The organism is Kosakonia sp. CCTCC M2018092 (assembly GCF_003864115.1).
Taxonomy (GTDB): Bacteria; Pseudomonadota; Gammaproteobacteria; order Enterobacterales; family Enterobacteriaceae; genus Kosakonia; species Kosakonia cowanii.
Map to the genome: position 1 here is coordinate 4513513 of NZ_CP034225.1, position 23637 is coordinate 4537149.

Below are 23637 nucleotides of genomic sequence, written 5' to 3' on the forward strand. Positions count from 1 at the left end.
AGTTTGATGCTCATCGAATTAAACCGTAATGAATTACGTGTTCACCCGTGAGACTTGGTATTCATTTAGTGTCCGAGGACATTAAGAATCCATGTCACCTGAGTGCCCACACAGATTGTCTGATAAATTGTTAAAGAGCAGTGCCGCTTCGCTTTTCGCAGCGGCGCGGGGTGTGCATATTACGCTTTCCCGCTGTGAAGTCAACTGATTATTTTCAGAATTCTTCACCTGACAGGCCGGTGTGTTTGCCGTTGTGCCGTGTCAGTGGAGGCGCATTATAGGGAGTTAATTTCCGCTGACAACCCCTAATTTCAAAAAAGTTTTCGTTCGCTTATTTTTCGGTCGCAATGCCCATTAAACGGGCGTTTTGCTTTTTAACTGAGCAATTTCGCGAGCGAAATGCGCCACTTGCTGCCAGTCGGTATAGACCACCTCCTGACTGGTGTTCGTTTCTCCCCCCGTCATCTTCATAATCAGCCGAATCATAAAACGGTCATACCAGCGATAACGCGGGTAACGGAGCGCGCCGGCAAACACGGCGCAGTGATCGGGCTTCCAGGGAGAAGAGAGAAGAAACTTGCGCGTATAGCTATTGGTCTGCGGCGAACTCTTCTCTGGTTTACGCGCGACCAGGTTAACGGAATAGAACGCGCTCGGCAGAGTATTCAGCGTTTGCAGGTGCTTTTTCACAAAGCTCTCCAGCGCCGGGTGGAAATGACCGTAGCGAATAGAGGCCCCAATCACCACGCGGTCATACTTCGCCCAGTCAATCTCCGGCGTGCGGTTCAGGTTCACCACATCGGCGTAAACGCCCAGCTCTTTCAGTTCAGAGGCGAGGTAAGAGGCAATCTCCCGCGTTTGCCCATCCCGGGTAGAAAAAAGAATCAATGTTTTCACGTAACGCTCCCTTATTCGCGCCAGAAAGTGGGGGTAAACAGCACCAGCAAGGTGAAGACCTCCAGACGACCAAACAGCATATTGGCGATAAGTACCCATTTTGCCACCGGGTTCATACTGGCGAAGTTGTCTGCCACCACGCCCAGCCCCGGCCCCAGGTTATTGAGCGTAGCCACAACTGAAGCGAAGGCGGAGAAATCATCCACGCCGGTGGCGATAATCGCCAGCATGCTGACAATAAAGACCAGCGCATAAGCGGAGAAGAATCCCCATACCGCTTCAAGAATACGTTCCGGCAGCGCGCGCTGGCCGAGCTTAATACTGTAAACCGCATTCGGGTGCACCAGACGCTTAAGCTCTCGGTTCCCCTGCTTGAAGAGCAGTAAGATGCGGATCACTTTTAGGCCGCCGCCCGTTGAACCGGCACACCCACCGATAAACGCCGAGCATAACAACAGCACCGGCAGGAACAGCGGCCAACGAGCAATACTGTCGGTGGTAAAGCCAGCCGTGGTAGCCATAGAGACCACCTGGAAGAAAGCCTGGTTCACCGTGGTCAGCGCCGAGGTGTAGACATCATGGAACCAGAGCACCACGGTACAGATAACCACCAGCGTCAGCTGCACGCCGATAAACATGCGAAACTCAGGATCGCGCCAGTACACCTTCAGGCTGCGCCCGCTCAAGAGCGAGAAGTGCAAACCGTAGTTACAACCGGAGATGAGTAAGAAGATAGCAATAATGGTGTTAATCGTCGGGCTGTCGAAATAGCCGATACTGGCATCGTGCGTCGAGAAGCCACCGATAGCGATAGTGGCGAAGCTGTGTCCGATAGCGTCAAACGCCGGCATACCGGCAAACCACAGCGCCAGCGCACAGGCCACCGTCAGTAACACATAGATAAGCCACAGCGTCTTCGCCGTTTCCGCAATACGCGGGCGCATCTTATTGTCTTTCAGCGGCCCCGGCATCTCGGCGCGATAGAGCTGCATACCGCCGACGCCAAGAATAGGCAGAATGGCGACGGCCAGCACAATGATCCCCATCCCGCCGAACCATTGCAGCATCTGGCGATAAAAGAGAATCGCATGCGGCAGCGAATCAAGCCCCACCAGCGTGGTGGCCCCCGTGGTTGTCAAACCAGAGAAGGATTCAAAAAAGGCGTCGGTCACCGTCAGATTCGGGCTTTCCGAGAAGATAAAGGGCAGCGCACCGACGCTGCCCAGCACGGTCCAGAAAAGCACCACGATCAGAAACCCTTCGCGGGATTTCAGTTCCCCTTTCTCACGGCGGTTCGGCCACCACAAGATGGAGCCAATCACCAGCGCGGCGAGAAAGGTCTGGGTGAACGCGCGCCCCGCGCCGTCGCGGTAAATAAGGGCTACCAGTCCAGGTAAGATCATCGTTCCGGAAAAGAGGATGACCAGCAGTCCAACGATTCGGGTTATGGCGCGAAAATGCATCTCTGCCGCTTCCTATGGTGTTCAGAAAATCAGGTGGCGATTATTCTTCAGTTTTTAACAATTGCAATGCGCCACGGCTAAAATCAGCCAGCTTTGCCGAAAAGGCGTCCAGATGACTCTGCGGAAGCGCGACACGTAGCTGCACCGCCGCCTGATAGTCGCTGGAGACAATTTTCCCGTCGAACTGCCCAAGCAGCCCTTCGACTCCCGCAAGCTGTGCATAATCGCAACACAAAGTATATTCGGTTAACGGCATTTTGCGGGTGGTGGTGAGCTGCGTGAGCGCTTGCTGCACACCGCCGCCATACGCCTTCACCAGCCCGCCGGTACCCAACAACACGCCGCCATAGTAACGCACCACTACCGCGGTAATTTCCCCGACGCCGCTGCCCATCAGCTGCGCGAGGATCGGCTTGCCCGCCGTCCCTGCCGGCTCGCCATCGTCAGAAAAACCTAACTGTTGTGAGTCATCCGGCGCACCGGCAACCCATGCCACGCAGTGGTGGCGGGCAGTCGGGTGTTCAGCGCGCACGGACTCGACAAACGCCTTTGCCGCCTCGACGCCATCCGTGTGCGCCAGCAGAGTAATAAAGCGGCTCTTTTTGATCTCCTCGCTAAAGGTGACCGGCGCCGCCGGAATAAGCCAGCTCTCCATTACGCCAGCTTCAGATCCCGCGTCATGTTCTCGGTACCATTTTCATGAATGACGACGTTATCTTCGATACGGATGCCGCCAAACGGCTTCAGCGCCTCAATTTTCTGCCAGTTGAAGTGCTTGCCGAGCGGGCCATCGCGCCACGGTGCCAGCAGCGACTCAATAAAGTAGATCCCCGGCTCAATGGTGACGACCATGCGCGGCTGCATCACGCGCGTGCAGCGCAGGTAAGGGTATTTCGACGGTGCGGCCAGATGGGTACCGGTATCATCCTGCATAAAGCCACCGACATCATGCACCTGCAAACCGAGCGGGTGACCCAGGCCATGCGGCATAAACGGCCCGGTAATGTTCTGCTCAACCATCGCCTCTTCGCTGATATCGGTAATGATCTGGTGGCGACGCAGCAGTTTCGCGATGCGCTGATGGAACTGAACATGGTAGTCAACGTAGTTAACGCCCGCTTTCAGTGTGGCGATCAGCGCGAGCTGCTCTTCATTCACATCTTTTATAAGCTGCGCAAAGTCGGTGTCGCTGTTCGCCGCCCAGGTGCGCGTTAAATCGGCAGCATAACCGTTATATTCCGCACCGGCGTCCAGCAGGAAACTGCGCATCTCGGCGGGCGCACGGTGATCGAGTTTGGTGTAGTGCAGCACCGCGGCATGTTCATTAAGCGCCACGATATTGCCGTACGGCACATCGGTATCGCGATGCCCGGTGGCGGTCAGATAGGCGAGGTTGATGTCGAACTCGCTCATCCCGGACTGGAACGCTTCATGCGCCGCGCGATGACCGATCACCGCGGTCTTCTGCGCTTCGCGCATACAGGCCAGCTCGTAATCCGTTTTATAGGCGCGATAGTAGTGCAGATAATCAATCACCGCTTTCGGGTTGATATTGCTGGCGGCGATATCGAGCTTCAGCGCGCGCTCAGGCACCGGGCCAATATAGGCGATATTGCTGCGCGCGGCAGGCAGCTGGCCACCGATATCATCAGCTTTCGGCAGGGCAATCACCTCAATCTCTTCGGTCCAGAACGCGGTCGGCAGCGGCTCAACGTTATGCCAGTAATCGACCGGCAGATAGAACCACAGCTTCGGCTTGTTCACGCCATCCACCAGCAGCCAGCAGTTCGGTACCTGTGTCACCGGCACCCAGGCTTTGAATTGCGGGTTCACTTTAAAGGGATAGGGATGGTCATCAAGAAAGACGTTAAACAGCTCACCAGAGTGAATCAGTAACGCGTCAAGATTGCTGCGTGCCAGCACGTCACGCGCGCGTTCTTGTAGGGTAACAATATGATTTTTATACAGCGCTGCCAGCGAATCCATCGTCTTTCCTTTTGTTAATCAAGACCACAAGTTGTCGCATCTTAGCACACCTCCTTTTATGTGAGTGATTTCCGCCGAGCGTGATCGACGCTGCATTTTTTTAATGACTCATTTGCAATTTATTAACATAAAAACCACACTCCGCTTCATCTGGTATGACCAGATCACTGCTGAATTCTGGAGACTGACATGCTCTACAAAGGCAATAACCTGTACCTCAACTGGCTGGAAGATGGCATTGCCGAACTGGTGTTCGATGCGCCCGGCTCAGTGAATAAGCTCGATACCGCCACCGTCGCCAGCCTCGGCGAAGCGCTGGACGTGCTGGAGAAGCAAACAGATTTAAAAGGGCTGCTGCTGCGCTCGGAGAAAGCGGCCTTTATCGTCGGTGCCGACATTACCGAATTCCTCTCCCTCTTTCAGGTTCCTCAGGAGCAGCTGAGCCAGTGGCTGCATTTCGCCAACAGCGTCTTTAACCGCCTGGAAGATCTGCCGGTGCCGACCCTCTCTGCGGTCAACGGTTACGCCCTCGGCGGCGGCTGCGAATGTGTGCTGGCAACCGACTACCGCCTGGCGACGCCGGATCTGCGCATCGGCCTGCCGGAAACCAAACTCGGTATTATGCCGGGCTTTGGCGGCTCGGTGCGTCTGCCGCGCCTGCTGGGTGCCGATAGCGCGCTGGAGATTATCGCCGCCGGGAAAGATGTTGATGCTGAACAGGCGCTTAAAATTGGCCTTGTCGATGGCATCGTCAAACCAGAGAAGATCCTTGAAGGCGCTGTCGCCATTCTGCGCCAGGCGATTAATGGCGATCTCGACTGGAAAGCGAAGCGTCAGCCGAAGCTTGAACCGTTAAAGCTCAGCAAAATCGAAGCGTCGATGAGTTTTACCATCGCCAAAGGCATGGTGATGCAGACCGCCGGTAAACACTACCCTGCGCCGATCACCGCGGTGAAGACCATTGAAGCGGCGGCGAAGCTGGGGCGTGACGAGGCGTTAAAGCTGGAAAACCAGAGTTTCGTCCCGCTGGCGCACAGTAAAGAAGCGCGCGCGCTGGTCGGTATCTTCCTTAACGATCAATTCGTCAAAGGCAAAGCGAAGAAGCTTACCGCCGATGTCGAAACGCCAAAACAGGCGGCCGTGCTGGGCGCGGGCATTATGGGCGGCGGCATTGCCTACCAGTCAGCCTGGAAAGGCGTGCCGGTATTAATGAAGGATATTAATGAGAAGTCGCTCAGCCTCGGCATTAATGAAGCAGGCAAGCTGCTGAATAAACAGCTTGAGCGCGGCAAAATCGACGGACTCAAGCTGGCGAAGGTGATCGCCACCATCCAGCCGACGCTGGAGTACGCCGGGTTCGAACGCGTGGATGTGGTTGTCGAAGCGGTGGTGGAAAACCCGAAAGTGAAAAAAGCGGTGCTGGCGGAAACTGAAGAGAAAGTTCGCCCGGATACCGTGCTGGCTTCAAACACCTCCACCATTCCTATCAGCGAGCTGGCAAGCGTGCTGAAACGCCCGGAGAACTTCTGCGGCATGCACTTCTTTAACCCGGTGCACCGCATGCCGCTGGTTGAAGTGATCCGCGGCGAGAAAACCTCCGATCAAACCATCGCCAAAGTGGTGGCCTGGGCGAGCAAGATGGGCAAAACGCCGATTGTGGTCAACGACTGCCCCGGCTTCTTCGTCAACCGCGTGCTGTTCCCCTACTTTGCCGGTTTCAGCCAGCTGCTGCGCGATGGCGCGGACTTCCGCAAAATCGACAAAGTGATGGAGAAACAGTTCGGCTGGCCGATGGGCCCGGCCTACCTGCTCGACGTTGTCGGCATTGATACCGCGCATCATGCGCAGGCGGTAATGGCCGCCGGTTTCCCGCAGCGTATGCAGAAGAATTATCGCGACGCCATCGACGCGCTGTTTGAGGCGAACCGCTTTGGGCAGAAGAATGGCCTCGGTTTCTGGCGCTATAAAGAGGACAGCAAAGGCAAACCGAAGAAAGAGGAAGATAGCGCCGTTGAAAGCCTGCTGAGCGATGTGCGCCAGGGCAGCCATGAGTTCTCCGATCAGGAGATCATCGCCCGCATGATGATCCCGATGGTCAATGAAGTGGTGCGTTGCCTTGAGGAAGGCATTATCGCAAGCCCGGCCGAAGCGGATATGGCGCTGGTGTATGGCCTCGGCTTCCCTCCGTTCCACGGCGGCGCTTTCCGCTGGCTCGATACGCTTGGCAGCGCGAAATACCTCGATATGGCACAAGCGTATCAGCACCTTGGGCCGCTGTATGACGTCCCGGCCGGGTTACGTGAAAAGGCACTCCACAACGAGCCTTACTATCCCGCGGTTGAACCTGCGCGCCCGGTTGGCGCTTTGAAAACGGCTTAAGGAGTCACAATGGAACAGGTTGTCATTGTCGATGCAGTACGTACCCCGATGGGCCGTTCAAAAGGCGGCGCTTTTCGCCACGTCCGCGCGGAAGATCTCTCTGCGCACCTGATGCGTAGCCTGCTGGCGCGCAACCCGGGGCTGGAGGCGAGTGCGATTGACGATATTTATTGGGGCTGTGTCCAGCAGACCCTCGAACAGGGCTTCAACATTGCCCGTAACGCCGCGCTGCTGGCGGAGATCCCCCACTCAGTTCCGGCAGTGACGGTTAACCGCCTGTGCGGGTCGTCGATGCAAGCACTGCATGATGCCGCGCGCATGATCATGACCGGCGATGCGCAGGTCTGCCTGGTGGGTGGCGTGGAACATATGGGTCACGTGCCGATGAACCACGGCGTCGATTTCCACCCGGGTATGAGCCGTAACGTTGCTAAAGCGGCGGGAATGATGGGGCTGACCGCGGAAATGCTGTCGCGCATGCACGGTATCAGCCGTGAGATGCAGGATGCTTTCGCCGCCCGCTCTCATGCTCGTGCCTGGGCCGCCACGCAGTCCGGCGCGTTCAAAAACGAGATCATTCCCACCGGCGGGCATGACGCTGACGGGGTGCTCAAGCAGTTTAACTACGATGAAGTGATCCGCCCGGAAACCACCGTTGAAGCGCTCTCTACCCTGCGCCCGGCGTTTGATCCGGTGAGCGGTACCGTTACCGCCGGTACATCATCGGCGCTGTCCGATGGCGCATCGGCGATGCTGGTGATGAGCGAAAGCCGCGCTCGCGAGCTCGGCTTAACGCCACGCGCGCGGATCCGCTCAATGGCGGTGGTCGGCTGCGATCCATCGATTATGGGTTACGGCCCGGTACCGGCGTCGCAGCTGGCGCTGAAAAAAGCCGGGCTGACCGCCAGCGATATCGATCTGTTTGAGATGAACGAAGCGTTTGCCGCGCAGATCCTGCCGTGCATTAAGGATCTGGGGTTGATGGAGCAGATCGACGAGAAGATCAACCTCAACGGCGGCGCGATCGCCCTCGGTCACCCGCTGGGCTGCTCTGGTACCCGTATCAGTACCACGCTGCTCAACCTGATGGAGCGCAAAGATGCCCATCTTGGTCTGGCAACGATGTGTATCGGTTTGGGTCAGGGGATCGCCACGGTGTTTGAGCGCGTATAACGCATCACCTATGCCGGGGGCGCTGCGCTTGCCCGGCCTACAAGCACACTCCGTAGGCCGGATAAGGCACTTGTGCCGCCATCCGGCACGGAACGCCGGGGGCGCTGCGCTTGCCCGGCCTACAATGCACACTCCCATAGGCCGGATAAGGTGCTTGCGCCGCCATCCGGCATGGATCGCCGGGGCCGCTGCGCTTGCCCGGCCTACAAGCACACTCCCGTAGGCCGGATAAGGCGCTTGCGCCGCCATCCGGCATGGAACGCCGGGGACGCTGCGCTTGCCCGGCCTACAAGCACACTCCCGTAGGCCGGATAAGGCGCTTGCGCCGCCATCCGGCACGGAACGCCGGGGGCGCTGCGCTTGCCCGGCCTACAAAGCACGCACCCGTAGGCCGGATAAGGCGCTTGCGCCGCCATCTGGCACGGAACGCCGGGGGCGCTGCGCTTGCCCGGCCTACAAATACACTCACGTAGGCCGGATAAGGCGCTTGCGCCGCCATCCGGCACGGATCGCCGGGGGTGCTTCGCTTGCCCGGCCTACAAGCACACTCCCGTAGGCCGGATAAGGCGCTTGCGCCGCCATCCGGCATGGATCGCCGGGGGCGCTGCGCTTGCCCGGCCTACAAGCACACACTCGTAGGCCGGATAAGGCGCTTGCGCCGCCATCCGGCATGGATCGCCGGGGGCGCTGCGCTTGCCCGGCCTACAAAAGCACACTCCGTAGGCCGGATAAGACACTTGCGCCGCCATCCGGCATGGAACGCCGGGGGCGCTGCGCTTGCCCGGCCTACAAAAGCACACTCCGTAGGCCGGATAAGGCGCTTGCGCCGCCATCCGGCATGTATGCTGAAAGAGAGAAAATTTAGTTGCCGTTTTTACCGCCTGTCAGGGGCGGTTTTTTTATGGCGTTATACGCAAGGCGGCAACTGAGAGAGTCCCCGGGAGCATTGATAACTATGTGACCGGGGTGAACGAAGGCGCCCAACGCCGCTATGGCGGCAAGGGCAAACAATGCGGTTTTATCGAGCCATTGGCGTCAGAGCAAGGCGGCAACTGAGAGAGTCCCCGGGAGCATAGATAACTATGTGACCGGGGAGAACGAAGGCAGCCAACGCCGCTATGGCGGCAAGGGCGAAGATAAAATCAGATGAACGCGAACGCGTCGCCGAACAACCGATCCTCACGCGCGCCGCGCTCGTTACAGAAGAGATCGCGGGCGATTTTTGCCATCTCGAAGCGGCCAGCGATGTAGATATCGTGCCCGGAGAGGGAGCCGAAATCCTGCAGCACGGCGGCGAGTACGGTGCCTGAACGGCCGCGCCACTCTTCATCAGGCTGCTCTACTACTGGCACTACACTCAGATTCGGGTGTGTAACCGACAGCGCTTCCAGTTCGGAAAGATCGTAAAGATGCTTCGCTTCACGCCCGCCCCAGTAAATGGTGATATCACGGTCCGGCGTTTTCGCCAGCGAGGTGAGCAGAATAGAGCGCACATAGGAGAAACCTGTCCCACCGGCAATCAGCACCATCGGGCGCTCTTCATCGTCGCGCAGCCAGGCATCGCCGTGGGGAATGTCGATAACGATTTCGCGCTCTTTCAGGATGCGATCCATTACCGCCATTGCGTAAAGGTTTAACTCGGAAGCACCGATATGCAGTTCGATATAGTCGTGCTGATCGGGGGTCGACGCCATGGAGAAGGGGCGCTTGTCGCGCTCATCCATCACCACCATCAAGTACTGGCCTGCACGAAATGAAAATGCCGCTTCCGGCACTAAACGGACGCGATACACGGTATCAGTGATGGCATCTACCGAGGTCACTTTACAGCTTAAGGTTGTCATGCGCTCTCTCTGTCGGGTCTATTTTTCGGCGTTCATTATGGCCAGTTCATCCCAGATGGCGTCGATTCGCGCCGTCACCTCGGGATCTTTCTTGATCGGGCGACCCCACTCACGGTCGGTTTCGCCGGGCCATTTATTGGTGGCATCCAGTCCCATTTTTGAACCAAGCCCGGAAACCGGCGAGGCAAAATCCAGATAATCGATCGGCGTATTCTCCACCAGCACCGTATCCCGCGCAGGGTCCATGCGGGTGGTGATCGCCCAGATCACATCGTTCCAGTCGCGGGCGTTAACATCGTCATCGCACACGATCACAAATTTGGTGTACATAAACTGGCGCAGGAAAGACCAGACGCCCATCATCACGCGCTTGGCGTGCCCGGCATACTGCTTCTTGATGGTGACTACCGCCAGGCGATAGGAACACCCTTCCGGCGGCAGATAGAAATCAACAATCTCCGGGAACTGCTTTTGCAGGATCGGCACAAACACTTCATTCAACGCCACGCCCAGCACCGCGGGCTCATCCGGCGGCCGTCCGGTGTAGGTGGAGTGATAGATGGCATCTTCACGCTGCGTGATATGCGTAACCGTAAACACCGGGAAATTATCGATTTCATTATAGTAGCCGGTGTGATCGCCATACGGCCCTTCCGGCGCCATCTCACCCGCTTCAATATAGCCTTCCAGCACGATCTCGGCGCTGGCGGGCACTTCCAGATCGTTTGATATGCACTTAACGACTTCGGTTTTATTGCCGCGCAGCAGCCCGGCAAAGGCATATTCAGAGAGGGTATCCGGCACCGGCGTCACTGCGCCAAGAATGGTGGCCGGATCGGCACCCAGCGCCACGGCGACCGGGAAACGCTCGCCCGGGCGGGCATTTTGCCACTCCTGAAAATCGAGAGCGCCGCCGCGGTGCGAGAGCCAGCGCATAATCAGCTTATTTTTGCCGATCAACTGCTGGCGGTAGATCCCCAGGTTCTGGCGCTCTTTGTGCGGCCCGCGAGTGACGGTAAGACCCCAGGTGATCAGCGGCGCGGCATCTTCCGGCCAGCACTGCATAATCGGGATGGTGTGCAGATCGACCGCATCTCCCTGCACCACCTTTTGCTGACATGGCGCACCGCGTAGACGTTTGGTCGGCATGTTCAGCACTTGCTTGAACTGCGGCAGCTTATCGAAGAGATCGCGGAACCCTTTCGGCGGCTCCGGCTCTTTCAGAAACGCCAGCAGTTTGCCAACGTCGCGCAGCGCGCTGACATCATCCTGCCCCATGCCCAGTGCGACACGACGCGGCGTGCCGAAGAGGTTGCACAACACCGGCATCGCGTAGCCTTTCGGGTTTTCAAACAACAATGCCGGACCGCCCGCACGCAGCGTGCGATCGGCTATTTCCGTCATTTCCAGATAGGGATCAACCGGAAGCGCGATGCGTTTCAGCTCGCCCTGTTGCTCAAGTAGTGTCAGAAAGTCGCGAAGATCGGTGTATTTCATGGGGTTATGATTGCCTCCAGATAAGCGCTTTATTATACGGTGTTCGTCCTAAGGTTGCTGTATTTTTGTTAAATAGGCGTGAAATACAACGGCATTGCTCAGTCAGCGTTATAATCACCTTAGCCATCATGCGGTGGTTTTGATATTCTTGCGGCCGAACTTACGGAAAAGAGTCATTATGCAATCCTGGTATCTACTCTACTGCAAACGAGGCCAACTTCAGCGCGCCCAGGAACACCTGGAACGCCAGTCAGTCTCCTGTCTGACGCCGATGATTGCGCTGGAAAAGATTGTCCGTGGCAAGCGGACAACGGTGAAAGAGCCTCTCTTTCCAAACTACCTGTTTGTGGAATTCGATCCAGAGGTCATACACACCACGACCATCAACGCGACGCGCGGCGTCAGCCACTTTGTGCGTTTTGGTATGCATCCGGCAAGCGTTCCGCAGGCGGTGATCCAGCAGCTTGAAGCGTATCAGCCGGAAGGGATCACCGACCCGGAAACCCCCTACCCTGGCGACAGCGTTGTAATTACGGAAGGTGCGCTCGAAGGGTTGCAGGCGATCTTCAAAGAGCCGGATGGCGAAGCACGCTCCATGCTGCTTCTGCATCTTCTCAATAAGCAAGTTTTGCAGAGTGTCAAAAACACCGATTTCCGCAAAGCCTGACCGCTTAAAACGCTATCCCAAATAGCCGCTTCACATTCTCATCCGTCGCAGTACTTAGCGCCTGCGGCGTTTCGCCGCGCAGTTCGGCAACCGTCGTCAGAATATGCGCAAGCAGAGCAGGCTCGTTACGGCGAGAAGCGGGCTTCGGTTTAAGATCGCGCGGCAGCAGCCAGGGCGCATCGGTCTCAATCATCAGCCGATCGGCAGGAATCATTGGCACCACTTCGCGCAGTTCCAGTCCGCGCCGCTCATCGCATACCCAACCGGTAATTCCAAGCCAGAGACCGCGGGCAATGCACTCCTGCGCCTCGTGCGCTGAACCGGTAAAACAGTGCAGTACCGCACCGGGGAGCTTATCGAGCCAGGGATCCAGCAGGGTGAGAAAACGCTGATGGGCATCGCGACAGTGCAGAAACACCGGCAGATTAAGCTCGGCGGCTAATGCCAGCTGGGCGCTGAACGCCCGCTCCTGCTCCTGCGGCGTTGAGAAGTTACGGTTAAAATCGAGCCCGCACTCGCCGATCGCCACCACACCCGGCATTGCAGCCAGAGCACGAATCGCCCGCGCGGTCTCATCCGTCCAGCTACTGCTGTCATGGGGATGTACGCCAGCGGTCGACCAGCAGCGCGCATAGCGCTGCGTAAGCTGCTGCGCCTGCTGGCTCTCATGCAGGTTCGTGCCAGTAATTAACATCCCGGTCACGCCCGCCGCCTGCGCACGGGAGACAATATCGTCCCGATCACGGTCAAACTGCGAGCTGGTTAAATTTACGCCAATATCAAACATGCTGTTTCCCATACAACAACCGCCCTGGCGGGCGGCTGATTATTACTCTTCGGTGGTTTCCGTTTCGCTCTCATCGTCCGGCACGCGACGCTTCCCGACGTAGAAGCGGGCGAAAAAGACGCCGACTTCAAACAGGCAGTACATCGGGATTGCCAGCAGCGTTTGCGAAAAGACATCCGGCGGCGTCAGCAGCATGCCGACAACAAACGCGCCAACCAGCACATAGGGGCGCTTCTGCCGCAGATCGTCCGGCGTGGTGACGCCCATCCAGCAGAGCAGGACGATGGCAACCGGCACTTCAAACGAGACGCCGAAGGCCATAAACAGCGCCATCACGAAACTGAGGTAGCTGGCGATATCGGTCGAGACCTGTACCCCTTCCGGCGCGGTATGGGTCAAAAAGCCAAACGCCAGCGGGAAGACCACGAAGTAGGCGAATGCCATACCGATATAGAACAGCAGCGAGCTGGAGACCAGCAGCGGCACCACCAGGCGGCGCTCATGCTTGTAGAGTGCGGGTGCAACAAAGGCCCACACCTGGTAGAGCACAACCGGCGCGGAGAGGATCAGCGACACCATAAAGGTGAGCTTGATCGGCGTGAAGAAGGGCGAGGCGACATCGGTGGCGATCATCGTCGCGCCCAGCGGCATCTGTTTGATCAGCGGCGCGGAGACCAGCTGGTAGATATCATTCGCGAAGTAGACCAGCGCGAGGAAAATCACCATCACCGCGATGATGCAGTTCAACAGACGTTTACGCAGCTCAATCAGGTGCGCGATCAGCGGTTGGGTATCGTCTACGGCCATGTTCAGGACTTATCACTTGCAGAGGGGGTGGAGTCGGAAACCGGCGCAGCGGTTTTCGCCAGAGAGATTTTTGCCGGGGCATTTTCTTCCGGCACATCCTGGGGAGCCTGTTGCGGCGCGCTCACCTGATGTTCAGCAACGCCAGGCGTAACGCCTTCATGCTGCGCTTCGTAATCTTTCACCACCGGGTTATGGATGGTATGCGCTTCGTCACTCGCTTTTTCCGCGTCGTTGGCGCTGTAGGTGCGCTTCATCGATTCCGCTGCCTGACGCAGCTCGTCCATCGACTCTTTCAACTCCGGCGTCAGGTTGTCCAGGCTCGCTTTCTCTACCTTCTTCAGGCTGTCCTGAAACTCCTGCAGCTTAAGCTCCTGCGTCAGCTCGTTCTGTACGGTGGTCGCCAGCGAGCGCAGGGCGCGGATCCAGCCAACCACAGTGCGCACGGCGACGGGCAAACGCTTCGGACCCAGCACCACCAGACCAATGATAAAAACGAGTAACAATTCGCCAAAACCTATATCGAACACGACTTACACCTGCTCTTTATCGTGACGTTTTTCGTCGCTCTTCACGACGTCGGGGTTACGGGTATCAGAGAGATTCTTCGCGGTAAAATCCGCATCCTGTGCCGATTTTGCCTCACTCTCTTTTTTATCATCGTCGCTCATCGCTTTTTTGAAGCCCTTGATCGAAGCACCGAGATCGGAGCCAATCGAGCCGAGCTTTTTGGTGCCGAACAGCAACACAACGATGACTGCAATAACCACCAACTGCCAAATGCCGATACTACCCATACTCACTTCCCCTCTAAGAGACGATGTTAGAAAGAGGCCACAGTATACACGTTATGCCACGGGCTGCATGTCCCTGACCGGCATGGCCAGGGCGCATCAGGTCAACGCGTCTTACGCCAGCCCAACAGCCAGACAAGCAGCCCGCCGCCCATTAACCACAACGGATTATTTCCCAGTTCAGGGCGGGTTATCAGCAATAAGGTGCCGCTTAACAGCAGCGTCGCACCAATGCCAAACAGATAGCGGGACTGCCCCTGCCGTACGCGGTTGACCTCTAACTCACGGGCAATCTTATCAACGCTTTGTTGCAAATGTTTTCCATGCTGCAATCCGTTGAAAATCAGTTCAGGAACTTCCGGCATTCTTTCGATCCAGAAGGGGCCTTTCTCCTTGATTGCCCGCACCAGCGCCGGGAAACCGACCTGGTCTTTGATCCACGTTTCAAGGAAAGGCTTCGCCGTTTTCCACAAATCGAGCTGCGGATAGAGCTGACGCCCTACCCCTTCAATGTAGAGCAGAGTTTTTTGCAGTAATACCAGTTGCGGCTGCACTTCCATATTGAAGCGGCGCGCGGTGTTGAAGAGGTTCAGCAGCACGTGACCAAAGGAGATCTCCGCGAGCGGCTTCTCAAATATCGGCTCACAGACGGTACGAATGGCAAACTCAAACTCTTCAACGTTGGTATCCGCCGGTACCCACCCTGAATCAACGTGCAGCTCCGCCACTTTGCGGTAGTCACGGTTGAAGAAGGCGATAAAGTTTTCCGCCAGATAGCGCTTATCTTCTTTGTTCAGCGAGCCGACGATACCGCAGTCAATGCCAATGTATTGCGGATCTTCCGGGTGATCGTAGCTAACGAAAATGTTGCCAGGGTGCATATCGGCATGGAAGAAGCTGTCCCGGAACACCTGGGTGAAGAAGACCTGCACACCGCGTTCAGCCAGCAGCTTCATGTTGGTGCCGTTCTTCTCCAGCGCCGCGACATCAGAAACCGGAATGCCGTAGATGCGCTCCATCACCATCATGTTCTGGCTGCAGTAGTCGGAATAGACTTCCGGCACATAGAGCATCGGGCTGTTTTCAAAGTTGCGGCGTAGCTGAATAGCGTTAGCCGATTCGCGCAGCAGATCGAGTTCGTCGATCAGCGTCTTCTCATATTCATGCACCACTTCTTGCGGGCGCAGACGGCGGCCATCCGGCAGCAGGCGCGGAACCCAGCCCGCCAGGCGGTAGATCAGGCGCAGATCCGCTTTGATGATCGGCAGAATGTCCGGGCGGATCACTTTGATCACCACCTCTTTGCCATTCTCTTTCAGCCGTGCGGTATGCACCTGCGCGATAGAGGCTGATGCCAGCGGTTCAATATTGAAATCGTCAAACCACTCCTCAACCGGGCGGTCGCCCATCGCTTTTTCAATCTGCTTTTTTGCCAGCCTTCCGTCGAAGGGCGCGACGCGATCCTGCAACATCGCCAACTGATCGGCGATCATCGGTGGGAAGAGATCGCGGCGGGTGGAGAGCATCTGGCCGAATTTAATCCATACCGGCCCAAGCTCTTGCAGCGCGAGGCGCAGACGAACGCCTAACTCCTTCTCTTTATGCCGGTTGGGCATCCAGAAGAGGGTTCTGCGCCACAGACGCAGCGGCAGGGTAAGACGCATTTTGGGGATGAGCTCATCAAGCCCGTAACTCAAAAAAGTCTGGATGATGAAATAGAGTCGCCGTAATTCTCCGGGCGTCATTTGCCCTCCAGTTTATCCAGTCGTTTGGCTAAGGCGTCAGCGGCACGTTCAACCGCCGCGGTCTCTTCGGCAAACCAGGCGATTTCCAGCGCGCCCGGTGCCACGCGCCACTCTTCCGTTAAGGCTTCAGAGAGGTAGCGTTGCTGGCGCGTAAAGCCGTGGCGAAAAAGGCGTGCGCCGCCGCGCAGAAATTTGCTGATACCCTCAGCGGCAATGTCGCCGGTCCACGGCGCAAGCACTTCCGCCGGGTCAAACTCGGCCTGATCCATCAGTGAAGAGAGGTTTTGCACGACCTGAATATCGCCCTGCACCTCCAGTTCACCGCTGCGGATAAGCGCGGTGAGCTGCTGACGGTCGCGCAGCTTTGGCAGCACGTTGAGGCGGGTAATGACCGAACAATCGGCTTCCCCTTCCCACTCACTCAGCACGTCGACCTGGCGCTCGCTGAAGACCAGCACAATCGGTGCGGAAAACTCCTGCACCACCACGCGCAGCACTTTGCCGTAGAGGCGCTGGCGCGCCGCTTTCAGCGCGCTGTCGCGGTAAAAAAAGGTATTCAGCACGCGTTCAATTCCCGCGGCCACCATCGGCTTAAAGGGCATACGCACTCCTGTCAGAATTTGTAGCCACGGTGCAGGGCAACAATACCGGCGGTCAGGTTGTAGTAATCGACGTTTTCAAAACCGGCATCCTGCATCATCGCTTTCAGGGTGTCCTGATCGGGATGCATACGGATAGATTCGGCCAGGTAACGGTAGCTCTCCGCGTCGTTTGCCACCATCTGACCAATGCGCGGCAGAACGTGGAAGGAGTAAGCGTCGTAAGCTTTGCTCAGCGGCTCGATAACCGGTTTGGAGAACTCCAGCACCAGCAGACGGCCGCCCGGCTTCAGCACGCGAAACATGGAGCGCAGCGCTTTCTCTTTGTCGGTAACATTACGCAAACCGAAGGAGATGGTGATGCAGTCGAAGGTGTTGTCCGGGAACGGCAGCGCTTCGGCATTCGCCTGTACATATTCAACGTTGCCGATAACACCGAGATTGCGCAGCTTTTCGCGGCCCATCTTCAGCATCGACTCGTTAATGTCCGCCAGCACAACCTGGCCGGTTTCGCCGACCAGACGAGAAAATTTTGCGGTGAGATCGCCGGTGCCACCCGCCAGATCGAGGACTTTCTGCCCACGGCGTACGCCGCTGCAATCGATGGTAAATCGCTTCCATAAGCGGTGGATACCCATCGACATTAAGTCGTTCATCACATCGTATTTTGACGCAACCGAGTGGAAAACATGCGCCACCATATCGGCTTTATTTTCCTTGGCGACGGTCTGAAAACCAAAGTGTGTTGTCTCTTTTGAATCTTCCGCCATCTTAGTGCCTGCTATTTAAGGATTTGTTGATGAAGTGTATCAGATTGGACGCGATTGCCCTACGTTTCAACCACCCGAAGAGGCCTTCGCCGCAGCCTCTTCGCCCGGCGTCGCCATATCTAATCCCTTGTCTTGATTATGATCGTTAAACGCGTCTTGTCCTGCCCGCAGACGAAATTCTTCGTCCTGCTCTTGCGCCTGCGCGACCAGTTCCGGATTAATCTCGCGCTTGATCTCGACGCCAAGGCCACGAAATGCCTCAGTTTGTGCCAGCAGGTTGCCGCGCCCTGAGCTCAGTTTTTTCATCGCCTGGCGGTAGTTCTCCTGCGCCTTCTCCAGACTCTGGCCAATCGCGGTCATATCGTCGACAAAGAGACGCATTTTGTCATACAGGCGGCTCGCCCGCTCCGCGATCTGCTGGGCGTTGCGGCTCTGGTGCTCGTAACGCCACAGGTTGGCAATGGTGCGCAGCGCGACCAGCAGCGTTGTCGGGCTGACTAGCATAATGTTGTTTTTCAGCGCCTCGGTAATCAGCTCCGGCTGCCTGTCGAGGGCGATTAAAAAGGCGGGTTCCACCGGGATAAACATCAGGACGTAGTCCAGGCTGCGCAGGCCGGAGAGCTGCTGATAATCTTTCCTTCCCAGCAGGCGAATGTGACCGCGCACGGAGGTGATGTGCTCCTGCAGCGCCGCTTCGCGGGAAAACTCATCCTCGGCGTTGAAGTAGCGCTCGTAGGCCACCAGCGTCATTTTGGCGTCGATCACCACGTCCTTGCCCTGCGGCAGGCGCACAATGACGTCCGGCTGCATGCGCGCGCGGCTCTCGTTCTCCATGCTGACCTGAGTTTCATACTCATGCCCTTCGCGCAGGCCGGAGGCTTCAAGCACGCGGGTCAGCACCACTTCGCCCCAGTTACCTTGGGTTTTGTTATCGCCTTTCAGAGCGCGGGTGAGGTTGATGGCTTCCTGCGCCATCTGGGCATTCAGCTGCTGGAGGTTGCGGATCTCATGCGCCAGAGTGTGCCGTTCGCGCGCCTCCTGGCCAAAGCTCTCCTGCACCTGGCGGCGAAAGCCGTCGAGCTGCTCGCGCAGCGGGGTGAGTAAACCATTGAGGCTCTGGCGGTTCTGCTCGTCAACGCGGCGGTTGCTCTGTTCGAAAATACGGTTAGCGAGGTTTTCAAACTGCTCGCTCAGACGCTGCTCGCTGCTGTGCATCTGGCGCAGTTTCTCTTCCGCATGCAGCTGGGTGGATTCAAGCCGGGTGGTGACTTCACGCAGATCCGCTTCCAGCGAGCTATTGATATGTTGCAGGCTGCGCAGTTCGTTATTGAGCAGCTCGCACTCTTCGCGCCAGTGGCTATTCTGGGCGATCTGCTGGCGGGCGGCGCTCAGTTCACTGAAGACATCGCGCTGCTCGGCGAGCAACTCCGCCTGCTGCTGCGCACCGCGCCAGCTTGCGGCCAGCCAGCCGACCAGTAACCCTGCCAGCGCCACGGCTGCCAGTACGATGATTGAACTCTCCATTCCGCTCCCTCTTCATCACCCATTCCGTCGGGATTGTGCTGTATAAACGTCCAGTTTGGAAGGGCTTTTCTGCGAGGCGTTACGCAAATAAAAAAGGCCGAACGCGTCGGCCTTGTAAATCTGGAAGCGGGATTACAGAAGTCGACGCGCGGCATCGACCACAATTTTCACCGCGTGGCTTTCGGTCTTCTTCATGGTTTCCGCGTTCGGGATCTCCTGCTGGGTGCGGTTGACGATCACCCCGGCAACCATCCCGGCGCGCAGCCCCTGGCTTGCACACATGGTCAGCAGCGTAGCGGACTCCATTTCATAGTTCATCACGCCCATTGACTGCCACTCTTCCATTGAGCCTTTAAAGCTTTTCACTACGCGGCCGGAGAAGGTGTCATAACGCTCCTGACCCGGGTAGAAGGTGTCAGACGAGGCGGTCACGCCGATATGTTTAGTCGCGCCAATCGCATCGGCCGCGGCCACCAGCGCCGTGGTGCACTCGAAATCCGCCACCGCCGGGAACTCCATCGGGGCAAAATGCAGGCTGGCACCGTCAAGACGCACGGAAGCGGTGGTGATCAGTACATCGCCGACGTTGATATGCGGCTGGATCGCGCCGGTGGTGCCGACACGCAGGAAGGTGCGGATGCCCAGCTGCGCCAGCTCTTCAACGGCGATGGAAGTAGAAGGACCGCCGATACCGGTAGAACAGATGATCACTGCTTTGCCATCCAGCTCGGCGCGCCAGCTGGTGAATTCGCGGTGAGAGGCCAGCTTGACCGGCTTATCCATCAGCGCGGCGATCTTTTCCACTCGCTCCGGATCGCCAGGGACGATGGCCAGGGTAGCCCCTTGTAAATCGTTTTTAGTGAGGCCGAGGTGAAAAACATCAGACTTGGACATAACAGACTCCTCTGTGGTCGGTATTATCGGGGGGAGGTAAAACGGTACTTTACAGAAGCCACGCGCTTGTTTTCGTGACTGCTGTCACCATGAATGAAATTGATTGCACTCAATTTCCATAAAATAGTGACGCGCGTCACACTAACACGTTATCCCCGCTAACTCAGCAGCAAAGATTGCCTGCGTACGGCGATTGCGCATGCCCTGGTCTTCATGACTATAGTTAGGGGAGCGCTAATAAAGGGTAGGGAGAATCTCATGACCACCACCAAACAGCCGGGCTTTGCGCCTGCGGCTTCACCGCTTGCGTCAACCACGGTTCATACGCCGGAAGAGAGGCTGATCGCAGGCGAAACTTCCATTCCAACGCAGGGCGATACCATGCCCGCGTATCACGCCCGACCAAAAGATACCGAAGGCCCGCTGCCGATTGTTATCGTCGTGCAGGAGATTTTTGGCGTCCATGAACATATTCGCGATCTCTGCCGCCGGCTGGCGCTGGAGGGGTATCTTGCCGTCGCGCCGGAGCTCTATTTCCGCCAGGGCGATCCGAATGATTTTGCCGATGTTCCCACGCTCTTAAGCGGGCTGGTCAGCAAAGTGCCGGATGCGCAGGTGCTGGCCGATCTCGACCACGTCGCCAACTGGGCGGCACGCAACGGCGGTGACGCCCATCAACTGCTGGTGACCGGTTTCTGCTGGGGCGGCCGCATTGCGTGGCTTTACGCGGCGCACAACCCGCAACTGAAAGCGGCGGTCGCCTGGTACGGCAAGCTGACGGGTGAAAAAACTTTAAATTCGCCGAAACACCCGGTCGATATCGCCACCGATCTGACCGCCCCAGTGCTCGGCCTGTATGGCGCGCAGGATACCGGTATCTCGCAAGAGAGCGTGGAGACGATGCGCCAGGCCCTGCGCGCGGCGAATGCCAACGCGGAGATCATCGTCTACCCGGAAGCGGGTCACGCGTTCAATGCCGATTATCGCCCGAGCTACCATGCGGAATCTGCCGCCGACGGCTGGCAGCGAATGCTGGCGTGGTTTGCGCAGTACGCGAAAAAGTAATCTTCCCGCACGGAGGCGGCGCGCTATGCCGCCTCCAGCTTCCAGCCCTGTAGTAAACGCACGCAGACCGACTGCTGCGGTTCCAGCGCGGCGTAATGAAACGCCGTCAGCCCCTGCCCGTCCGCTAAACGTAGCGCCAGCAAATAGCGCTCGCCCTGATAAATACAGCTCTCCACCTGCGCGCTTAACCCTTCCCCGGCAATCTGCACATGCTCCGGGCGCACCAGCACCGGCTGTTGCGCGCCATACCCGCTCTGCGACAAGCCGTGATGCAGCGAGGCGCTGTCCAGCTGTTGATCTCCGGCGGGCGTCGCCAGCGTCAGCACGCTGCCCTTGCCAATAAAGCGCGCGACCCAGCCACTTTTCGGCTGCTGGTAGAGATCCTGCGGTGCGCCCCACTGCATCAGCTCCCCCTGGTGCAGCACCGCAATATGGCTCGCCAGCGCCATCGCTTCCGCCTGATCGTGGGTGACATAGACAAAGGTGGCACCGGTGCGGCGATGAAACTCCCGAAACGTCTGCTCCATGGTGGCGCGCAGGTGCCTGTCGAGATTGGCTAATGGCTCATCCAGCAGCACCACTTGCGGCTCGGAGACCAGACAGCGCGCCAGCGCAACACGCTGACGTTGCCCGCCGCTCAGTTCGTGCGGCGCACGCCCGGCATACGCCCCAAGTTCTACCACCTCCAGCGCCGCCATCACCTGTTTTTGCCGCGCGGCACCGTTCACCTTGCGCAGCTTCAGCGGATAACCGACGTTTTCGGCGACCGTCATATGCGGCCACAGGGCATAGGATTGAAATACCATCCCCATATCGCGCTGTTCCGGCGGCGTATGGTGGCTTTTATCCGCCAGCAGCCGCTCACCCAGCAGCAAACGCCCGTCGCTTAATGTCTCCAGCCCGGCGAGAATGCGCAGCGTGGTGGTTTTGCCGCAGCCGCTGGGGCCTAACAGCGCGGTAAACGCGCCCTGCGGCAGCGTTAAGGAGAGATCCCGCACCACCGTCTGCTCGCCAAACACTTTGCTGAGCCCTTCAAGCTTCAGTTCTGCCATGGGATCACTTCTTTCGGTAGATAGCGCCCGAGGGCGCCGAGCAGCAGCATCACCAGCGCGACCAGCGCCACCACCAGCACGGAGAGCGCCGAGGCCAGCACCTTATCGCCGCTCTCATCAAGGTTGAAAATCACCACGCCGATGGTCTCCTTTCCCGCGCTCCATAACAGCGCCGAAACGGTTAACTCATTAACCGCCGTAAGAAATACCAACAGCGCACCGGCGAATGCTGCCGGGGCCAGCAGTGGTAAGACGATATGGCGCAGACGCTGGCCGAAAGCTGCGCCCGCCAGGCTTGCCGCCTCCTCCATCGCCGGGTCGAGTTGCAGCATGCTGCTGTGCACCGGCTTCAGGCAGACCGTCAAGAAGCGCGCCAGATAGGCCAAAAAGATAATCGTCAGCGTGCCGCCGAGCGCGATATCAAGCAGCGGCAGCGGGCGGGCGAAGAGCAGAATGCAGGCGATCGCCTGCACCACACCCGGCAATGTGTAAGGAATATCAATTATGCTGTGCAAGCCGCGCAGCAGGCGGTTCGGGTAGCGCACCAGCAGCCACGCCAGCGGCAGGCTAACCAGCATCAGCACCAGCGCTGCTGCGATCGATAGCAGAAAACTGTTGCCGAGGGCGCGCGCCGTGGCGCTCTGCCCGGTGAAGAGGTTGTGCCAGGCGGTGAGGGTGAAGGTTTCGCTGTTAAGCGGCACGCCGAGCGTCGGCACCAGCGATGTCGCGATCAGCGCCAGCAGGGGCGCAAGCAAGATTGCGCACAGCACCGCGCCGAGCAGCACTTCAATTGCCAGCCGCCCTCTTCCCAGCCTGAAGGCGATCGCGCGCCCGGTTGTGCCAATCAGCGGTAAGGCATAGCGCCGCTGCATCCGGCTCTGGAGCATGACAATGCCAATCGCCAGCACGCCCATCAGCAGCGAGAGCGCCGCCACGTCATTGAGCATTGAGGGGCCGAAGCTTGCCAGCGTCTGGTAGATATGGATTGGCAACACGAAATAGGAGATGGGAATGCCGAGCATTGCCGGAATACCAAAGTTGCCCAGCGCCGAGACAAAGGCGATGGCCGCCCCGGCCCATAGCGCGGTGCGGCACAGCGGCAGCACAATATCGATAAATACACGCCATAATGACGCGCCGTTAAGCCTCGCCGCTTCAATATGCTCCTGCGGCAGTGCGCGCAGTTGCGTACGCAGCGCGAGAAACACCAGCGGTGCATGCTGGATGCCAAGCAGCAGCGCAATCCCTTCCGGCGAGTAGAGCGGGTTGCTGCTGCCAAACCCCGGCGCGATACCGAGGCTGTTAAGCAGAATGCTGCCGGGGCCGAAGAGTTGCAGCCAGCTTAGGGCCGTCACCTGCGGCGGGATCATCATCGGCAACATAAACAGAAACACCCACATCTGTTTCAGGCGGATGTTGGTCAGCGCCAGGCAGAAGGCGAACAGGCTGCCGAGCAGCAGCGACAGCAGTGTGCCGAGCCCGCTGGTATAAAGGCTGTGCCAGAGCGCCAGCCAGGTCGCCGGGTTGCTGAGCACGCGCCACAGGCTGCTGTCACTCCCCTGCCGCCAGTCCACCAGCGCCGAGAGCAGCAGCCGCAGGCTGGGCAACAGGCTCAGCAGCGCCACCAGGCACAGCAATAGCCAGAGCAGCCCTTTGGTTGCGCCGCCGCTGCTGTTCGGCACGATTGCGCTACTCAT

At 58.2% G+C, this 23637-nt stretch carries 21 protein-coding genes; 4 read left to right on the plus strand and 17 right to left on the minus strand.

From position 1 onward, the window contains the following. Positions 1 to 354: 354 nt before the first annotated feature. From hemG to pepQ, 4 genes are read right to left on the minus strand one after another with little or no spacing between them, the layout of a single operon-like run. On the minus strand, positions 355 to 897 hold the full coding sequence (gene hemG, locus EH164_RS21225; protein ID WP_124970772.1) for a menaquinone-dependent protoporphyrinogen IX dehydrogenase: 543 nt from the start codon (positions 895 to 897) through the stop codon (positions 355 to 357). Positions 898 to 908: 11 nt separating this feature from the next. Then, positions 909 to 2360: a Trk system potassium transporter TrkH gene (trkH, locus tag EH164_RS21230; protein WP_023479564.1), complete on the minus strand. Its 1452-nt coding sequence runs from the start codon at positions 2358 to 2360 to the stop codon at positions 909 to 911. A 40-nt stretch (positions 2361 to 2400) separates the two neighbouring features. Then, a complete protein-coding gene (locus EH164_RS21235) occupies positions 2401 to 3015 on the minus strand; it encodes an IMPACT family protein (protein WP_124970775.1) in 615 nt (204 codons plus the stop codon). Further along, complete coding sequence (gene pepQ, locus EH164_RS21240; RefSeq protein WP_124970779.1) at positions 3015 to 4346, minus strand: Xaa-Pro dipeptidase; 1332 nt, start codon at positions 4344 to 4346, stop codon at positions 3015 to 3017. Before pepQ ends, EH164_RS21235 begins: the two co-directional genes overlap by 1 nt. Before the next feature lie 189 nt (positions 4347 to 4535). Between pepQ and fadB the strand changes: the two genes are divergently transcribed. Then, positions 4536 to 6725, plus strand: coding sequence for a fatty acid oxidation complex subunit alpha FadB (gene fadB, locus EH164_RS21250; protein WP_124970782.1), 2190 nt, complete (start codon positions 4536 to 4538; stop codon positions 6723 to 6725). A 9-nt stretch (positions 6726 to 6734) separates the two neighbouring features. Further along, on the plus strand, positions 6735 to 7898 hold the full coding sequence (gene fadA / locus EH164_RS21255; protein WP_124970785.1) for an acetyl-CoA C-acyltransferase FadA: 1164 nt from the start codon (positions 6735 to 6737) through the stop codon (positions 7896 to 7898). 1142 nt (positions 7899 to 9040) lie between these two features. Here fadA and fre read toward each other — a convergent pair. Both fre and ubiD read right to left on the minus strand, forming a co-directional pair. Further along, complete coding sequence (fre, locus tag EH164_RS21275) at positions 9041 to 9742, minus strand: NAD(P)H-flavin reductase (RefSeq protein ID WP_124970796.1); 702 nt, start codon at positions 9740 to 9742, stop codon at positions 9041 to 9043. 18 nt (positions 9743 to 9760) lie between these two features. After that, on the minus strand, positions 9761 to 11239 hold the full coding sequence (ubiD, locus tag EH164_RS21280) for a 4-hydroxy-3-polyprenylbenzoate decarboxylase (protein ID WP_023479541.1): 1479 nt from the start codon (positions 11237 to 11239) through the stop codon (positions 9761 to 9763). A gap of 178 nt (positions 11240 to 11417) precedes the next feature. Here ubiD and rfaH point away from each other — a divergent pair, with 178 nt between their 5' ends. Continuing rightward, on the plus strand, positions 11418 to 11906 hold the full coding sequence (gene rfaH, locus EH164_RS21285) for a transcription/translation regulatory transformer protein RfaH (RefSeq protein ID WP_023479606.1): 489 nt from the start codon (positions 11418 to 11420) through the stop codon (positions 11904 to 11906). Between the two features lie 4 nt (positions 11907 to 11910). Here rfaH and tatD read toward each other — a convergent pair whose 3' ends face one another. The 9 genes from tatD to udp all read right to left on the minus strand — a co-directional run bounded on the left by tatD (position 11911) and on the right by udp (position 19823). Next, positions 11911 to 12705: a 3'-5' ssDNA/RNA exonuclease TatD gene (gene tatD, locus EH164_RS21290; RefSeq protein WP_124970799.1), complete on the minus strand. Its 795-nt coding sequence runs from the start codon at positions 12703 to 12705 to the stop codon at positions 11911 to 11913. A 30-nt stretch (positions 12706 to 12735) separates the two neighbouring features. Continuing rightward, positions 12736 to 13500, minus strand: a complete 765-nt coding sequence (tatC, locus tag EH164_RS21295; protein WP_094419083.1) for a Sec-independent protein translocase subunit TatC — start codon at positions 13498 to 13500, stop codon at positions 12736 to 12738. A gap of 2 nt (positions 13501 to 13502) precedes the next feature. Next, on the minus strand, positions 13503 to 14027 hold the full coding sequence (tatB, locus tag EH164_RS21300; RefSeq protein WP_124970802.1) for a Sec-independent protein translocase protein TatB: 525 nt from the start codon (positions 14025 to 14027) through the stop codon (positions 13503 to 13505). 3 nt (positions 14028 to 14030) lie between these two features. Then, on the minus strand, positions 14031 to 14294 hold the full coding sequence (gene tatA / locus EH164_RS21305; RefSeq protein WP_042716354.1) for a Sec-independent protein translocase subunit TatA: 264 nt from the start codon (positions 14292 to 14294) through the stop codon (positions 14031 to 14033). A 101-nt stretch (positions 14295 to 14395) separates the two neighbouring features. Further along, positions 14396 to 16036 (minus strand): ubiquinone biosynthesis regulatory protein kinase UbiB, encoded by a 1641-nt coding sequence (gene ubiB, locus EH164_RS21310; protein ID WP_124970805.1) that lies wholly within the window; start codon positions 16034 to 16036, stop codon positions 14396 to 14398. Next, entirely contained in the window at positions 16033 to 16638 is a 606-nt protein-coding gene (locus EH164_RS21315; RefSeq protein ID WP_124970808.1) for an SCP2 domain-containing protein, read from the minus strand. Before EH164_RS21315 ends, ubiB begins: the two co-directional genes overlap by 4 nt. An 11-nt stretch (positions 16639 to 16649) precedes the next feature. Then, a complete protein-coding gene (gene ubiE / locus EH164_RS21320; RefSeq protein ID WP_023479593.1) occupies positions 16650 to 17405 on the minus strand; it encodes a bifunctional demethylmenaquinone methyltransferase/2-methoxy-6-polyprenyl-1,4-benzoquinol methylase UbiE in 756 nt (251 codons plus the stop codon). Between the two features lie 66 nt (positions 17406 to 17471). Then, positions 17472 to 18929, minus strand: a complete 1458-nt coding sequence (rmuC, locus tag EH164_RS21325; protein WP_124970810.1) for a DNA recombination protein RmuC — start codon at positions 18927 to 18929, stop codon at positions 17472 to 17474. 132 nt (positions 18930 to 19061) lie between these two features. Further along, positions 19062 to 19823, minus strand: a complete 762-nt coding sequence (gene udp / locus EH164_RS21330) for a uridine phosphorylase (protein WP_042716347.1) — start codon at positions 19821 to 19823, stop codon at positions 19062 to 19064. A 258-nt stretch (positions 19824 to 20081) separates the two neighbouring features. Between udp and EH164_RS21335 the strand changes: the two genes are divergently transcribed. Then, positions 20082 to 20888, plus strand: coding sequence for a dienelactone hydrolase family protein (locus EH164_RS21335; RefSeq protein WP_124970813.1), 807 nt, complete (start codon positions 20082 to 20084; stop codon positions 20886 to 20888). Between the two features lie 23 nt (positions 20889 to 20911). Here the strand turns inward: EH164_RS21335 and EH164_RS21340 are convergent, their stop codons facing one another. Beyond that, the gene (locus EH164_RS21340) at positions 20912 to 21940 is read right to left on the minus strand and encodes an ABC transporter ATP-binding protein (protein ID WP_124970816.1); all 1029 of its coding nucleotides are present in this window, start codon (positions 21938 to 21940) and stop codon (positions 20912 to 20914) included. Next, on the minus strand, positions 21928 to 23637 hold the full coding sequence (locus EH164_RS21345; protein WP_124970819.1) for an iron ABC transporter permease: 1710 nt from the start codon (positions 23635 to 23637) through the stop codon (positions 21928 to 21930). Before EH164_RS21345 ends, EH164_RS21340 begins: the two co-directional genes overlap by 13 nt.

Bases quoted from the DNA above. Each gene is read 5' to 3' on its own strand.
- tatA (WP_042716354.1), bottom strand. From the start codon at position 14,294: ATGGGTAGTATCGGCATTTGGCAGTTGGTGGTTATTGCAGTCATCGTT.
- tatD (WP_124970799.1), bottom strand. From the start codon at position 12,705: ATGGGAAACAGCATGTTTGATATTGGCGTAAATTTAACCAGCTCGCAG.
- EH164_RS21315 (WP_124970808.1), bottom strand. From the start codon at position 16,638: ATGCCCTTTAAGCCGATGGTGGCCGCGGGAATTGAACGCGTGCTGAAT.
- fadB (WP_124970782.1), top strand. From the start codon at position 4,536: ATGCTCTACAAAGGCAATAACCTGTACCTCAACTGGCTGGAAGATGGC.
- pepQ (WP_124970779.1), bottom strand. From the start codon at position 4,346: ATGGATTCGCTGGCAGCGCTGTATAAAAATCATATTGTTACCCTACAA.
- EH164_RS21340 (WP_124970816.1), bottom strand. From the start codon at position 21,940: ATGGCAGAACTGAAGCTTGAAGGGCTCAGCAAAGTGTTTGGCGAGCAG.
- EH164_RS21235 (WP_124970775.1), bottom strand. From the start codon at position 3,015: ATGGAGAGCTGGCTTATTCCGGCGGCGCCGGTCACCTTTAGCGAGGAG.
- EH164_RS21335 (WP_124970813.1), top strand. From the start codon at position 20,082: ATGACCACCACCAAACAGCCGGGCTTTGCGCCTGCGGCTTCACCGCTT.
- fre (WP_124970796.1), bottom strand. From the start codon at position 9,742: ATGACAACCTTAAGCTGTAAAGTGACCTCGGTAGATGCCATCACTGAT.
- rmuC (WP_124970810.1), bottom strand. From the start codon at position 18,929: ATGGAGAGTTCAATCATCGTACTGGCAGCCGTGGCGCTGGCAGGGTTA.
- ubiB (WP_124970805.1), bottom strand. From the start codon at position 16,036: ATGACGCCCGGAGAATTACGGCGACTCTATTTCATCATCCAGACTTTT.
- ubiE (WP_023479593.1), bottom strand. From the start codon at position 17,405: ATGGCGGAAGATTCAAAAGAGACAACACACTTTGGTTTTCAGACCGTC.
- tatC (WP_094419083.1), bottom strand. From the start codon at position 13,500: ATGGCCGTAGACGATACCCAACCGCTGATCGCGCACCTGATTGAGCTG.
- fadA (WP_124970785.1), top strand. From the start codon at position 6,735: ATGGAACAGGTTGTCATTGTCGATGCAGTACGTACCCCGATGGGCCGT.
- ubiD (WP_023479541.1), bottom strand. From the start codon at position 11,239: ATGAAATACACCGATCTTCGCGACTTTCTGACACTACTTGAGCAACAG.
- trkH (WP_023479564.1), bottom strand. From the start codon at position 2,360: ATGCATTTTCGCGCCATAACCCGAATCGTTGGACTGCTGGTCATCCTC.
- EH164_RS21345 (WP_124970819.1), bottom strand. From the start codon at position 23,637: ATGAGTAGCGCAATCGTGCCGAACAGCAGCGGCGGCGCAACCAAAGGG.
- udp (WP_042716347.1), bottom strand. From the start codon at position 19,823: ATGTCCAAGTCTGATGTTTTTCACCTCGGCCTCACTAAAAACGATTTA.
- rfaH (WP_023479606.1), top strand. From the start codon at position 11,418: ATGCAATCCTGGTATCTACTCTACTGCAAACGAGGCCAACTTCAGCGC.